The following is a 14,752-nucleotide window of genomic DNA, read 5'->3' as shown; positions in this document are numbered from 1 at the left end:
CTGCTCAAAACGCCTGCCCCAAGGAGACATAGACCGCGACCTTGGCGTCACCGGGCTGCGGGTTGAGCGGCGTGCCGATATCGACGCGGATCGGGCCGAAGCTGCTGTAATAGCGCGCACCGATGCCCGCGCCGTAACGCAGGCCGGTGAATTTCGGCAGGGATTCGGTGTAGATGTTGCCGGCGTCGATGAAGGGCACGACCCCGAAATTGCCGAACCGTACGCGCGCTTCCAGCGAGAATTCGGCGAGGCTGATGCCGCCGATCGGATCGTTGTCGGCATCGCGCGGACCGATATCCTGATAGCCATAGCCGCGCACCGAGCCGCCGCCGCCGGCATAGAAACGCCGCGACGGCGCGATGCGATCACGGCTGGCACCGACGATCGAGCCGACCCGAACGCGCCCGGCGATCGTCGCGCGATCGTTGATCGGATAATAGCCGCTGCCATCGACCTGCATCTTTGCATAGCCGAAGGGGCTGCCCTGGAAGGATAGTTCGGGCGAGACCCGGCCCGACAGGCGGAAGCCGCGCATCGGATTGAGCAGATCGTCCGACCCGTCATAAGCGAGCGTGGTGGGGAGTGCGGCGATGAAGAAGGTGCGCCGCCGCGGCTCGGCCGTGTCGCCGACGACGTCGCGTTCGTCCGAAGCGACCAGTTCGGCCCCGAGCGACCAGGTCCATTTCTTCTGCCAGATCAGGTTGGTCTGGCGTTCGAGCGCCGCGCCGATGGTGAAGGTGCGGGCTTCATAGGCATCGCGATCGGTGTGGCTGGCGACGACCTGCCCGGTCAGCACGCGATCGCGCGCCTTGTAATTGTTCCGACGGAGCACGGCGCCGAGCAACTGTTCCTGCGTACCGCCGACCGCGCGGAAGGTGACCGCGCCTTCGGGCTTGATGAGATTACGGTGCTGCCAGCTCACTTCGGCCCGGAACCCTTCGCTCGTGCCGTAACCGAGTTCACCGGCGATCGTGCGCAGCGGTGCGGGCTCGAGCGCCACAGCCATGTCCACCGTATCGGGCGTATCGCCCATTTCGGGCGTGATTGAGACTGAGGAGACCAGGCTCGTCTGGATCAGCGCGCGGCGGAAATCGTCGACCTTGGCGCTGTCGTAGGCATCGCCGGGATGGAAGCGGGCGATGCGGCCGAGATGCTTGGTCGAGAAGAGCGGCTTGCCGCGGATCTCGATCTCGCCGAAGCGCTTGGCGCCGCCCGGTTCGACGTCGATCGCGATCGATGCGCCATGCGTGTCGTGATCGACGACGATATCCGGCGCGCCGACCTTGCCGAAGGGAAAACCCTCCCGCCCCAGCGACAGGTTGAGATTGGCGACCGCAGCGTTGACTGCGGCGGCATCGACCACATCATCCTGTTTCACGCCGAAGGCGTTGCGCAGCGCGACCGCCTTGTCCCCCGCCGCTTCGAGACCGGTGATGTTGACTTTAGTGAAGCGGAAGACATCGCCCGGATCGGCCGTCAGGGTGACGGTGATCATGCCCGCGCGCTGCCCTTCGACCCGCGTGCGCACGGTCGCGTCATAATAGCCATGCGCGCGCAATATATCGCGCAAGGTTGCCTCATCCTCACGCGCGCGGCGGTCGATCTGGGCGACGTTGGCATCCTTGTCGTCCCCAGCCTCCAGCGAGGAGACCGCGTCGAACTGCGCGCGCAGTTTTTCCTTGTCGGCAGTCAGGCCCTCCAGGCCGGCGACTATGACATGGTAGCGGCGTTCCGCCGCGGCATCGATCTGCTCGGCGGGCGCGGACGACACGGCCTCCGGCGGTTTGGCCGCTTCGCCAGTAACGCCCGGTTGCGGCGGCACCTGGGGTGCGGGTTCGGCCATGTCGACAGGCGCCTCATCCGGAGCGTCCAGATCTGGCCAGGCAATGCCGATATCGGGCATGTCCTGCAGCGGCGACGCGGGATCGAGCGCGTCTCCCGACGGCAGATCGGCAGCGGGAGGAGCCGGCGCCGGCGGTGCAGTTTCAGTCTGCGCCTCGACTGGCACCGACCACGCCAGCAAGGCCGTTGCCAGCGCAAGGCCACCCGTTCTGCGCCGGCGAGTTTCCAACTGCATAAGGCCGGTAACTAGCGCCGCCTGTCGCCGCCCGCCAGCAGGGAAACGCGCGTTCGTCGCCGGTCGGGCCAGAAAGCGCGCCGGGCCATGCGTCGATGCCTCAAATTGCGATCGGGCAACCCCAAATCCGCCGAAACGAAATTGGGGGCGGACAGGTTGCCGACACACAGGTTGATTATAGTCATCGCATCCGCCAGAAGCGCCGCGAGCAAAGCCTTTTCGGCCGTTACTTGAATGACGCCGGCCAGGCCGCGATCGACGGGTCCGGTTTTACTGCCTCAGCGCTGTCTTCCACCCATTGCAAATCATGAGCTTGTCCTGCCCGGAATTTCCGCGGCCGGAAATTGTGGAATATTTTGAGAGAGTTGGAATGAACAACGATCGTCTCCGCGAGATCATCGCTGAAACCAGGGCTTTGCTGGCGGTTCAGGCCGGTGCGGTGAAGAAGCATAGCGACGAAGCCTTCCGGCTGCGTCAGATCGCCGATCAGGTCGAAAAGCTCGACGCGGCAGCGCTGGAACAGGACGCCAATCCCATGCGCGCGGCGGCGTAACGATCGCCGTCAGATCGGCAGCGCGACTTCGTTCTTCACTTCTTCCAGCACGGCATAGGTACGGGTCTCGCGCACGCCGGGCATCTGCACCAGCGTTTCGGCGAGGAAGTTGCGATAGGCGACCATGTCGCGGACGCGGACCTTGATCAGATAATCGAAGCCGCCGGCGACCATGTGGCATTCCAGCACTTCGGGAAGCGCGATCACGGCGGTGGCGAAATCCTTGATCGTCTCGCGCGTGGTGCGGTCCAGCAGCACCTCAATGAACATCATCAGCGAACGATCGAGCTTGGCGGGGTTCAGGAGCGCGGTGAAGCCGGTGATGTAGCCCTGCTCCCGCAAGCGCCGCAGGCGATCGAGGCAGGCCGATGCGGAAAGGCCGCAACGGCTGGCCAGTTCCTGATTGGTGATCCTGCCGTCCTTCTGGACTTCCCGCAGGATCCGACGATCGCTCTCGTTCAGCATGGCCGCGCTTTACTTATCCTCCCGCAAGTGAGGTTCGGGGCGCGACACATGGCCGCGCCCCGTCCTCGGCGCTCACTGGTTGGGGTTGGGCGCCGGGGCACCTGGTTGATTGAGCCGTGCCTTTTCGGACGCGACCATGTCGGCCACTTCGGCGAGCAGCTTCTTGGCGTCGTAAACCACGCCGTCCTTGATCGTGTAGCTGACGCCGCCGACCATCTCCTGCTTGTTGGTTTCCGGGTTCAGGCGCGAATGGCCGGTGCCATAGAGCGTCTTGAGATTGGCGAGCGGGTTTTCCTTCACGATCACCATGTCGGCGAGCATGCCCGGCCGCACCACCCCGGTCGGTGCCGGAACGCCCTTGGGACCCCAAGCCTCTTCCGCGCCCCACATGGTTGCCGAACGCAGGATTTCGAGCGGCGAGAAGCCGGCTTCGCGGAACAGCTCCAGTTCCTCGACATAGGCGAAGCCATAGACCTTGAAGATAAAGCCGGAATCGGTGCCGACCGTCACCCGGCCGCCGATATTCTTGTAGCCGTTCACCAGGTCGAAGAAGTTGCGGTAGAAGCGGTTCCAGGCGAACTCGTTCTCGGTCGTCCAGTCGTAGAAATAGGAACCGTGATTATCACGCGTCGACTGGAAATAATTCCAGAGCTGCGGCGTCGTATATTTGTTCTGCCAATCGGCGTTGCGCGCGCGCATCAGATCCCGCGACGCCGCGTAGATGTTGAACGTCGGGTTGAAGGTGACGTGGTTTTCCTTCTGGTGCTCCAGATATTCCTGCCACTGCGGCGAGTTCGCCGGATAGACCTCGTCCCAGATCTCGGCGATGTCGCCGAAGCGGTGCTGCTCATTATTGTAATTATAATCGAGCGGGAATTTCTGGATCGTCGATCCGTTCAGCAGTGACTCCATATGCCCGTAATAATGGGTGATGGTGTCGAGATGCGCGTCGCCGGCATTGCGGCCGTTGAAATTGGCGACGCCGGTCTGCGCGAGGTGGGCGACGGTGCCCATCTTGTTCTTGTGCGCCTCGTCGATCGCGGCCGTGATGATCTCCGGCGTTTCCTCCGGGCGATTGAAGAACTTGATGCCGTCGATATTGTTCTTGGCGGCCCAGCGCACCCAGAGGCGTGCTTTTTCAGCGGAATCGATGGGGCCGCCGCTCCAGCCCGCACCCAGCGTCTGATAGTTGAAGATGCGCGGCGCCGCGATCTCGTTGGCGGCCGAACGGTTCTTCTCGGAGCTCGCGACCGCCGGATCGGCGAGCGGCACGCCACGCACCGTCGTCACGCCATGGGCGAGCCACAGCTTGTAGGCGTAGCTGACGTCGGGCGCCTTGTCGTTCGCGGGCGTGTGGACATGCGTGTCGACGAAACCGGGCATCACATACATGCCGGTCGCATCGATCTCATAGTCGAAGTCGCGCGGCTCGCGGTCCGCCTTCTGCGGCAGGCCGGGCCAGCCCGCCTGGGTGACGGCGGTGATGCGATTGCCTTCGACGACGATGTCCATCGGCCCGCGCGGCGGCGCACCGGTGCCGTCGATCAGGGTTGCACCACGGATCACGAACTTGCGGAACGGCCCCTTGCTTTCGGCCGAGGTGCGCGGCGGCGCCGGCACGAAATGCGGCTTCGCCCCGGCGACGGCGCCGGTGGCGCCGCCTGCATACCATTCGTCCGGATCATGTGCCGACGCGACACTGGCAAGCCCGGTCGTGGCGAGCGCCAGCGCCGTCAGACGGAGGATCATCTTTCTCATCATGCAACCCCTGCTCAGGAAATCCTGCCGCCCTCTCCCGGCCCGGCAGGATGTGAAACGAAAAGGGGGCGGCCGACACGCCGCCCCAAGTCAATCACGGATGCGGCAAGCCTTCTTCCGGCATGCCCATGCGGCGCTTCTCGGCCTTCACCATCTCCGCGACTTCAGCCAAGAGCTTCTTGGCGTCGTAGATGATGCCGTCCTTCACCGTGTAGTTGACGCCGCCGACCCGCTCGAGCTTCTGGGTCTGCTCGTTCAGCCGCAGAGCGCCCGTGCCGTAGAGCGTCTTGAAATTCTGGAGCGGGTTTTCCTTCACGATGACGAGATCGGCGAGCTTGCCGACCCGCACCGATCCGATCGGCGGCACCGGCTGCCCCTTGGGCTCGTAAAGCGTGAGCGCGCCGTTGAGCGTCGCCGCCATCACCACCTGGTTGGGGTTGAAGCCGGCTTCCTGCAGCATCTCCAGTTCTTGGATATAGCCAAAGCCATAGGGTTCGAAGATGAAGCCCGAGTCCGAACCCGCAGTCACGCGGCCGCCGATATTCTTGTAGTCGTTCAGCAGGCGCATGAACTTGTGGTAGAAATTGCGCCACTTGATCTCGGTGCCCACGGTCCAGTCGTAGAAATAGGAACCGTGATTCTCGCGTGACGATTGGTAGAATTCCCAGAGCTGCGGCATCGTATATTTGTCATGCCAGTCGGCATTGCGGGCGTGCATCAGATCGCGGCCGGCCGCATAGATCGTCATCGTCGGATCGAAGGTGACGTGGTTTTCCTTCTGATGCTCCAGATAGGCCCACCACTGCGGCGACCCTTCCTCGACGCTTTCCGCATAGAGGTTGGCGACATCGCCGAACCGGTCCTGCTCGTCGGCATAGTTGTAATCATGCCGCCAGTTCTGGACCTGGCCGTTCTTCAGCATGGATTCGAAGTGGCCGTAGAAATGGGTGACGGTGCCAAGGCCCGCGTCGCCCGCCTGCTCGGCATTCATCCGGCCGACGCCGATCTGGGAAAGATGGGCGACGGTGCCAAGCTTCAGCTTCTTGGCCTCGTCCATGATCGCCGCCATCACCTCCGGCGGCTGATCCTCATTGTTGATCAGCTTGATGCCGTCGATGCCCTGCTTGGCCGCCCATTGCACCCAGGCGCGCGCCTTTTCGGGCGTGTTCGTCCGGCCGCCGGTCCAGCCCTTGCCCTGGCCGGGCCGCTGATAGGCGAAGATGCGGGGTGCGACGATCTCGTTGCGGGCCGAACGCGCGCGTTCGCTCAGTGAGGTTTCGAGCGGGGCGAGATCGACGCCGCGAACCGTGGTAACGCCATGGGCGAGCCACAGCTTGTAGGAATAGCTGAGGTCCGGCGCCTTGTCGTCGGTCGAACCATGGACGTGCATGTCGACGAAGCCGGGCAGCACATACATGCCTGTCGCATCCAGCTCATAATCGAAATCCCGCGGCTCGCGCCCGGGCTTCGGCGCCAGGCCCGGCGTGCCGGCGGGCAGGATATCGGCGATGACGTTATTTTCGATGACGATGTCGACCGGACCGCGCGGCGGTGCGCCGGTGCCGTCGATCACGGTGACGCCGCGGATCACGACCTTGCGGAACGGACCCGCGCCTTCGCCGGCCTGCCGGGCCGGGGCAGGCTTGGCGCCTGCGCGCGGCTTCACCGCCTCCACTTTCGCCGGCCCCGCCTCATGCGCGACGGCCATCGATCCGGCGACGAGCGCGGCACCGGCCGCACCCAGCACAAAACCCATGCGAACAAGCTTGTTGATCTTCACCATTTGCTAGACCCCTCTTCCCGGAAAACCGACGCTGGAAGGCGGGCTTGCCGGCGTGGAAAGCCGGCAAGCCCAGTTCCGTCAGCGGAACTGCTTCGTCAGGGTCAGGCCAATGGTGCGCGGCGGCGCGCTGTAGGTGATCGTCTTGCCGCCGGTATTCGCGCTCGATGAGCGGCTGTTGATCGCCGCCGCATTGAACACGTTGTTGACGAACAGAACCGCGCTCCATTCGCTGTCCGGCGCCTGGATGCCGAAGCGGGCGTTGACCAGTTCGAAGCCATCGATCTTGCGACGATAGATGTCGAGCGGCGACAACGTGCTGTAGGAGTTGCTGGTATAAGCGGCATCCGCCCGCACCAGGCCCTCGAAGCTGTCCGTCAGCGGGAAGACATATTCAGCCGAACCGCTGACATTCCACTTCGGCACGAAGGCGAGGCGATCGCCCTTGCGGCCGGTCGCAACCACGACGGTGCTGACCTGATCTTCCGACAGCTTGGCATCCGTGTAGCCGACATTGCCGACGAGCGAGAGGCCGTGGATCGGCGTCGCGTTCAGCTCGACCTCGACACCTTCGATCCGCGCCGCACCGGCGTTGGAGATCAGCCCGAAGACCGATCCCGTGCCCGCCGTACGGCCCGAAACCTGCAGGTCGTCCCAATCGATGCGATAGCCGGTGACGTTGAAGTAGAGCCCCTGGGTGAGCTTGGTCTTCACACCCAGCTCATAGTTCCACAGGCTGTCCGACTTGTAGGCGGCCAGTTCCGCCGGCAGGCCGATCACCTGGTTCACGCCACCTGGACGAAAGCCCTGCGCGGCCTGGGCATAGACCATCACGTCCGGATTGATCTCATAGGACGCGTTGAACTTGAAGACGAAGCCGTCCTCGCTGGAGCTTTCCTCCGTATACGGCGTTACCTTCGAGGAGTAATGTTCCTGCCCCTTGTCGATGCGGCCGCCCACCGTCTTTTTATAATCATAATAGCGGGTGCCGGCCGTCAGGGTCAGCTTGTCGAAGAACTTGTAGGAGACCTCCGCAAAAGCAGCCTTCTGCTTCAGGCGATCGTTGATCGTGCGATCGTAGAAGATATTCTCATCCACGAAATCCTGAAGCTGGCCCGTGGTGGGATCTGCCGTCAGCAGAGTGCTGCGCACCGTGGTCTTGCGATCTTCCGAGAACACGCCGACCGTCCAGTTGAACGGGCCATCGCTGGTCGAGCTCAGGCGCAGTTCGTTGGTCCAGTTCTTGATCGACTGCGGCTGATAGAGGCTCGAATAGAGGATACGATCGGTCTGCTCGAGATAGGTCGCAAGCTCGGCCGGTGAGCAGGTCGCGGGGTTAGTGGGGTTGGTAATACCGAGATGGTAGCGCTTGCAGCCAGCGGGATTATCGCGACCGTTGAAGGTGTCGCTGACGTCGCCCACCTGGGTGCGATCACGATCGAAATAGGTGGTGACGCCGGTCACGCTGACGGTTTCGAACTCGTAATTGACGGTCGCGCTGTAGATGCGGTTCTCGTCATAATTACCCGATTCCGAGCGGCCATCGGTGACGTAGCGCTTGCCGGTTTCACCGATCCAGCGCGGGCTGTCCGTCGCGACCTTCTCATAATAGCCGGCGAGATCGATTGTCAGTTCGTCGGTCGGCGTGAAGCGCAGCAATGCGCGGCCACCATAGGACGTGCCGTCATTGATGTTCTTGGTGCCGTAGAACTCATTGTCCACATAGCCGGCGAAGACATTGTAATTGCCGACCACGCGCAGCGCGAGCTTGTCCTCGACGATCGGCACGTTGATCATGCCATCAACCGAACCGCCGACGCCGCCGCCATCGACCGCCGACATGGTGCCGGAAACCGCCGCCTCAAGACGATCGGCCCGCGGCTTTTCATAGATGATACGGACGGTGCCGCCCATCGATCCCGAGCCGTAGATCGTGCCCTGCGGGCCGCGCAGCACTTCGGCGCGCTCGACGTCGAACAGGCGCATGTCGGGCGTGGAGCTGGCGGCGTCGCTGGTGGTGCTCACCGAACCCGAAACCGGCGATTCGTCGTAATAGACGCCGACGGTCGGCTCGCCCGCCGCGGTGACACCGCGCAGGATAACCCGGCGGTTGCCCGGACCGCTGTCGACGATGCGCAGGCTGGGCGTATTGCGGGTCAGATCGGTGAAACTGGTGGTCCCGCCGCGCTGCAGCGAGTCGCCAGACACCGCGGAAATGGCGATCGGCGTATCCTGAAGTTTCGTGTCGCGCTTCAGTGCAGTAACGACGATGTCACCCGAATTATCTGCATCCTGAGCAGAAGCAACTTGGGGGAAAATTATAATTGAAGCACCCATCATCAATGCAATCTTGCTCGAAGAACGAGCAAAATAGCCAAGATCAAAATATTTCGTAAAACTGCTCTGCATTGCGACCCCCTCGTTTAGGCGCGAATTTTTAGCGCAAATTCCTCCTGCTCACAGAAAGCTGCCCTCAGCGTTCTGCGACAATCTCTTTTCTTAGTTTTTATGACGGTAACACCCATCCGATCGAATGTGCGTTGTTTTTTCTGGGAAAAATCGAATTAAATTTTGCAACACAAGTGTCACATCGAATTATCTGCGGAAGGGGCCGCCTTGGTGCATTGCAGCGAATCCTCGCGGGCTAACGAGGTTGCTCCCTCGTTGCACCGTCGGTGCAACCTTGCGGTCGGAAGCGTTGCACATTGTTCGGCAATGTCCCTGTCGATTCGACGCGGATCGATGCCGAAGCGGGGCCTGGCGGCCCAAATCGAGCATTTGGATGAAGACGCTGGTGGGCCCGGCAGGACTCGAACCCGCAACCTAGCCGTTATGAGCGGCCAGCTCTAACCATTGAGCTACAGGCCCCGACCAACGTCGCCTGGCGATAGCGGAGTGAGACGGCGACTGGCAAGCGCGAGAATAGCGGGAGGTTCAGGCCTTTTCCTTGCCAGCCTGTGCCGCTTCGTCGCGGGCCGGAAGGCGCAGCTCGAAGCTGTCCGTGCCGATGTCGAGCCCGCCCCGTGCCGCCACAGCGAGATTGCGGATCAGCCGGAGCGCGAAGCCGAGGCCGAGTACCGGCGCGTCGGGCCAGTCGCCGTCGGGACTGTAGCCAGGATCGAGCAGCGCTCGTTCGTCGCGGGCCTCCAGCAGGCGCGGACGCGATACCGAGAGGCGCACCTGGCCGCCATCGCTTCTGAGCGTGGCGAAGATCGTCTCGCCACGTTCGGCGAGGCCGATCGTTGCGGCCAGCAGCCGCGCGAACATCCGTTCGACTGCGACCGGATCGGCATCGACCGAGGGCAGGCCCTGCGCGACGCGGAAAGCGAGTTTCACGCCGCGCGGACTGGCGGCAGCTTCATAATCGTCATGCAGCCGCTCGATCAGCATCGCCGCGTCGACGGCGGTAGCGGCGCTCCGCACGCGGCGCGATTCGAGGCGCGCCGCCATGTCGAGATCGTCGACGGCCGCCAGGAGGCGATGCCCCTGATCGAGGATGTCCGCCGCGCGATCGCGATAATCGAAGCCGGCGGGCCCCAACATCTGCCGCTCGATCATCTCGGCAAAGCCGACGATGGCGTTCAGGGGGGTCCGCAATTCGTGGACCAGCTGGCGCAGTGCATCCGGTGCGAGGCCCGAACCATAGAGGCCGGCCGCCATTGCCGGCTGGGCGGCGATCTCATCCGCACGCGGACGGCGGGCGGTGCCGCGATAGCCGGTAAAGCGGCCGTCATGGTGATCGAAGAAGGGCACGGCGGAAATCCGCCACTCGCCTGATGCTTCCCCATCGCCCGGCACGCTGAGCCGCGCGTCGCGGAACGAGGCACGGCGGCGGAACGCGCCTGCCGCATGGCCGTCCACGCCATGACCATATTGTTCCGCCGCCACGGCGATGACGATGCCGACCAGCGGCCCGCGCGGCGCACCATCGACCCAGCGGATCATGCCATCCGGACCGGTTTCGAAGCGGAAATCGGCAATGCGATCCTCGGCATCGGCGGCGGTCCGCGGCTCAGGCGTTCGCGGATCGGCCCGATCGCGATAGGCCGCGATGCGATCGAGCAGGTCACGGATCTGCATGTCGCCATCGGCGGCTTGCGAAACCGGTGTCTCCTCGAAAGCCTGGCTGACGGGCGATTCGACGGAACCGATCGCTTCGTTGGCGGCAACCGGCGCCATATCCGCCGCAACCCGCGTGCCGATCACGAAGTCGCTGGTGCCGAAGCTGTCGAGCGCGGACTGCACGGATGACGGCAGATCGCGGCGATGGCGCAGCAAGGCGCGGGCGGCGGGCGCCAGCTTGGGCAGCAGTTCCAGCCATTCTTCCTTGCGGAGTTCCACCGAAGAAATCAGCGGCGCGGCGATCGCCGGCGTATCCTCGGCCACCAGAGCGACCAGCTTCGCCGGCACCCGCCGGCCGGCGATGATGCGCACGCTTTCGGCCCGCACCGCGGCTGGCACGTCGCCACGGATGCTGCGCAGCATGGCAAAGGCTTCGCGCGCGCGCCGCCCGCGAACCGCGCCATCGCGATCCTGCGCCAATATGTCGACGATCTGCCGCCAGGCAGCGGTGCGCGCGCCTTCGTCGGCCAAAGGCCGTGCAAGCACTGTCGCAAGCTTGTCGTCGAAGCGCACCCAAATCAGTCCGTTTTATGAGGCGGCCGGATAGGTCGCCATGCCCCGTTGTTTGAACCTCGTTAGCCCCATGGGCGGCAGGGGAAAAGACGCTTTTATGGGACGTCGCATAGTGGGACAATTGCACAAACGCGAAATATTCTTATGTTCGCGACAACTTAGATGGAAGGAAATGCCGTGGCTGCGAGGTTTCCCCTCGATTCTATCGACAGAACTATTCTGTCGGCGTTGCAGAGCGAGGGACGGATCACCAATGTCGACCTGGCGCGCCAGGCCGGGCTGACCGCGCCGCCCTGCCTGCGCCGAGTCCGCGCGTTGGAGCAGGCGGGGGTGATCGAGAGCTACCACGCCAGGCTGAACGCGCCGGCATTGGGCTATGGCATCATGGTGTTCGCGCTCGTCAGCCTGAAAAGCCAGGCCGAGGACGAGTTGCGCGCGTTCGAGGAGCATGTCGCGGCTCTGCCCGAAGTGCGCGAATGCCACATGCTCAATGGCGAGATCGATTTCATCCTGAAGATCGTCGCGCACGACCTGCAGGCCTTCCAGAGCTTCCTGACCTCGAAGCTGACCCCGGCGCCCAATGTCGCCAGCGTCAAGACCTCGCTGACGATCCGCACCTCGAAGGACGATCCCGGCATTCCGGTGGACGCCGACTGAGAGACAAAAGAAAAGGCGGCCGGACCGAAGCCCGACCGCCCCTTCTAACGGATAGTTCCGGATCAGCCCTGCTGGTCGATCCAGATGATCCAATATTTGGCAAGCGCCTGGCGCGGGCCGGTGATGGACGAGAAGACCTGCTTGGCCTCGTCCTTCTGGCCCGAGCGGGCCAGCGCCATGCCCAGACGGGTGTTCACGACATTGGCGTCGACGCCGCCCTTCTGCAGCGCGAGCTTGTAGAGCTCAGCCGCCTTGGCATAGTCGCCATAGCCGAGATAAGAGTCGGCGGTCGCGCGGGCCGCAACGCCGTTCGCCGCCTTGGCGGCCGAGGCCGCCGCCGCCGGCAGATCGGCCTTGTCGGCCGCGATGCGCGAATTTGCCTGATCGCTGAACGCCTTGACGTTGCCGCCCGGCGTCAGCTTCAGCATGCCGGCCGCGACACCCTCGTCGATGACGGCCTTAGCCTCGCCCGGATACTTGATGTAGATCTGCTCAGCATAGCTGTAATAATCGGCCTCGCCCTTCATCGCCTTGGCCGTCCGCATCAGGCGCATCAGATCGAGTTCATAATCGGCGTCGATCTTGTTGAGATCACGATAGGTGATCAGCGAGTCGCGCCAATTATCCTGGGTCGGGTAGGCCTTCAGCCAGGCCTGGCTGATGCGCTCCACCTGCGGGCCGAGCTTTGCCTTGTAGCCGATGGCGATGCCGCGGCCATAATAGTCGCTCGGCAGCGGCGTGCCGGATGCTTCGGCGCCGGTGATCGCCTGGTCGAGCAGGGTCAACGCTTCCGCCGGCTTGCCCAGCCGGTCCTTGGTGTCGGCCGAAAGCGCGTAGACGTCGTTCGACTTTTCGCCCGACTGGATTGCCTGGGTGAACGCCTGATCCGCCTTGGTGTAATCCTTGCCGTCATAAGCGAGCAGGCCGCGCACCTTCCAGAAGTTGCCGGCGTTGGCTTCGGGCACCTTGCCGCTGGCGAGCATCAGATCGAGCGCCTCGGCCTGCAGCTTCTTGTCACTGGTCTGGCGGGCGATGTCGTAGGAGATCGAACCCGCATAGAATTTGTCGTCAGGGGTCACCGCACCGGCGCGGGCCTCGGCCGCCTTGGGCGCCGCCGTGGCGACATCCTTGGGCTCCTTGGCCATCGCAGCCTGCGCCGCCGCCAGCGCTTCGCGCACGGCCGGGGTCAGTTCCGCCTTGGGCGCCTTCTTTTCCTTCGCGGCCAGCACGGGCTGGACGCCGACCACCGCCACGCTGGACACCGCGAGCGCAAGGCCCAGCGTGATCGTCGAAACCATCTTCATGTCTTCAAGCCTCCTCTGGGACCGGGGGACGTCCCTTTCGCGCGCCTGACTACCCTGCCACCGCACGCCGCACAAGATTTCGCCACCGTCGCCGGCGGCTATGATGGAATGCCGGTGAACCGCGCTTTAACCAGAAACAGCACGCGACCGCGCCCACGGTTTCCTCTTTTGCCCGGCGCGGCTCTGCGATAGGCGCAGACGATGCTCGCCTTATTGTCTCCCGCCAAGTCGCTCGATTACCAGCGGCCCGTCCCTCCCTTCGCCACCACCGCCGCCCGCTTCGCGGGGGAGGCGGATGTGCTGGCCACTGCCGCCGCCAAGCTAAGCGCCCGCAAACTCGGCGAACTGATGCATATTTCAGATAAGTTGGCGACGTTGAACGCCGATCGGTTCCGCGGTTTCGCCGCTGCCGAGGAACGGCCGGCACTCTATGCCTTCAATGGCGACGTCTATATCGGCTTCGAGGCGCGGAGCTTGGACGACGCGGCGATCGCCTTCGCTCAGGATCATGTCCGCATCCTTTCCGGCCTCTATGGCCTGCTTCGCCCGCTGGATCTGATCCGGCCCTATCGGCTGGAAATGGGCACGCGCTGGGCGCCGGGACGGGCGAAGAATCTCTACGGCTGGTGGGGCGACCGCGTAAGCGTGGCCATCGCCGACGATCTGGCGGCGGCCGATACCGACGTCCTGATCAACCTCGCCAGCCAGGAATATTGGGGCGTGGTCGCCCAGCATCCGCCGGTAGACGCGCGAATCATCACGATCGATTTCAAGGAGCATGGCCCCAACGGCCTGCGATTCAACAGCTTCGCCGCAAAGCGCGCGCGCGGCATGATGGCCCGCTGGATGTGCGAACACCGCATCGCTCGACCGGAGCATCTGAAAGCTTTCGACAGCGACGGTTATGCGTTCGACACGGCGGGTTCGGAAGACGATCGCTGGCTGTTCGTCCGCGGGGAAGTAATCGCCTGATCCATCGATCCGGCCGCATCGCAACACTTAACCCAGCAACCAGAGCAACGATAAAAACGGTAGCGAATCGATAGTTAGCAGAATCGCAATTGCTGACCGCTATAAAAATGGTGCATTGCAACCAAGATGAAGTGCCAAAGGGAGCACTACCGTGGCGCGACTTCGCAGCGGCCTGGCAGGAATTTGTGCGGCTGCCGTCCTGATGGTCGGCGGCGCGTCTTCTGCTGACGCGGCATTATTCGTGAAGGTGGAGAGCGATGTCCCTGTCCCGACATCCAATGACGTCGCGCCATCCTCAAACCAACTTGAGGAGGCCGGCGCCAGTTCTGATCCGAGCAATCCCGCTCAGCAGTTGCTTGCCGAGAACGGCTCCCCTGCCCAGCCCTCTCGCGCCGGTTGGGTCCCGCTGGTTGGCGCCCTGATTCTCGTGGCCTATCGCATGCGCCGGCCCGACGGGCGCAAGCGTATCGCGTCGGCGGTGTAACAAGACCGATATTTCATGCCGGAATCGCCGCCTGGGCTGGCGCGGAGGCGGCGCTTGGGCTAGGGGC

At 63.7% G+C, this 14,752-nt stretch carries 11 protein-coding genes and 1 tRNA gene; 4 read left to right on the top strand and 8 right to left on the bottom strand.

Annotated elements, in window-relative coordinates; all coding sequences use genetic code 11:
• Positions 1-4: 4 nt before the first annotated feature.
• On the bottom strand, positions 5-2,077 hold the full coding sequence (locus ACFB49_RS23065; RefSeq protein ID WP_380874118.1) for a BamA/TamA family outer membrane protein: 2,073 nt from the start codon (positions 2,075-2,077) through the stop codon (positions 5-7).
• Positions 2,078-2,447: 370 nt separating this feature from the next.
• On the opposite strand from ACFB49_RS23065, the gene ACFB49_RS23060 reads away from it, so the two are divergent.
• A complete protein-coding gene (locus ACFB49_RS23060) occupies positions 2,448-2,630 on the top strand; it encodes a hypothetical protein (protein WP_380874117.1) in 183 nt (60 codons plus the stop codon).
• 9 nt (positions 2,631-2,639) lie between these two features.
• On the opposite strand, the gene ACFB49_RS23055 is transcribed toward ACFB49_RS23060, so the two are convergent.
• The 6 genes from ACFB49_RS23055 to ACFB49_RS23030 form a co-directional block, all read right to left on the bottom strand.
• Complete coding sequence (locus tag ACFB49_RS23055; RefSeq protein WP_380874115.1) at positions 2,640-3,095, bottom strand: Lrp/AsnC ligand binding domain-containing protein; 456 nt, start codon at positions 3,093-3,095, stop codon at positions 2,640-2,642.
• Between the two features lie 72 nt (positions 3,096-3,167).
• Complete coding sequence (locus ACFB49_RS23050; RefSeq protein WP_380874113.1) at positions 3,168-4,856, bottom strand: amidohydrolase family protein; 1,689 nt, start codon at positions 4,854-4,856, stop codon at positions 3,168-3,170.
• A 91-nt stretch (positions 4,857-4,947) separates the two neighbouring features.
• Complete coding sequence (locus ACFB49_RS23045; RefSeq protein ID WP_380874112.1) at positions 4,948-6,636, bottom strand: amidohydrolase family protein; 1,689 nt, start codon at positions 6,634-6,636, stop codon at positions 4,948-4,950.
• Between the two features lie 78 nt (positions 6,637-6,714).
• Positions 6,715-8,973: a TonB-dependent receptor gene (locus tag ACFB49_RS23040; protein WP_380874110.1), complete on the bottom strand. Its 2,259-nt coding sequence runs from the start codon at positions 8,971-8,973 to the stop codon at positions 6,715-6,717.
• A gap of 452 nt (positions 8,974-9,425) precedes the next feature.
• Positions 9,426-9,501: transfer RNA gene (locus ACFB49_RS23035), tRNA-Ile, on the bottom strand.
• 66 nt (positions 9,502-9,567) lie between these two features.
• The gene (locus ACFB49_RS23030) at positions 9,568-11,268 is read right to left on the bottom strand and encodes a sensor histidine kinase (protein ID WP_380874109.1); all 1,701 of its coding nucleotides are present in this window, start codon (positions 11,266-11,268) and stop codon (positions 9,568-9,570) included.
• A 177-nt stretch (positions 11,269-11,445) separates the two neighbouring features.
• On the opposite strand from ACFB49_RS23030, the gene ACFB49_RS23025 reads away from it, so the two are divergent.
• On the top strand, positions 11,446-11,925 hold the full coding sequence (locus ACFB49_RS23025) for an Lrp/AsnC family transcriptional regulator (RefSeq protein WP_380874107.1): 480 nt from the start codon (positions 11,446-11,448) through the stop codon (positions 11,923-11,925).
• Between the two features lie 62 nt (positions 11,926-11,987).
• Here ACFB49_RS23025 and ACFB49_RS23020 read toward each other — a convergent pair whose 3' ends face one another.
• Positions 11,988-13,229, bottom strand: a complete 1,242-nt coding sequence (locus ACFB49_RS23020; RefSeq protein ID WP_380874105.1) for a hypothetical protein — start codon at positions 13,227-13,229, stop codon at positions 11,988-11,990.
• Positions 13,230-13,430: 201 nt separating this feature from the next.
• On the opposite strand from ACFB49_RS23020, the gene yaaA reads away from it, so the two are divergent.
• Together yaaA and ACFB49_RS23010 are read left to right on the top strand one after the other, a co-directional pair.
• Complete coding sequence (gene yaaA, locus ACFB49_RS23015) at positions 13,431-14,201, top strand: peroxide stress protein YaaA (protein ID WP_380874103.1); 771 nt, start codon at positions 13,431-13,433, stop codon at positions 14,199-14,201.
• Between the two features lie 151 nt (positions 14,202-14,352).
• A complete protein-coding gene (locus ACFB49_RS23010; protein ID WP_380874102.1) occupies positions 14,353-14,685 on the top strand; it encodes a hypothetical protein in 333 nt (110 codons plus the stop codon).
• The last annotated feature ends 67 nt before the right edge of the window (positions 14,686-14,752 follow it).

The sequence above is a fragment of the Sphingomonas sp. DBB INV C78 genome (assembly GCF_042693015.1).
GTDB lineage: Bacteria > Pseudomonadota > Alphaproteobacteria > Sphingomonadales > Sphingomonadaceae > Sphingomonas_E.
Note: the sequence above shows the minus strand (reverse complement) of the source record. Positions and strands in the feature narration are given on the sequence as shown.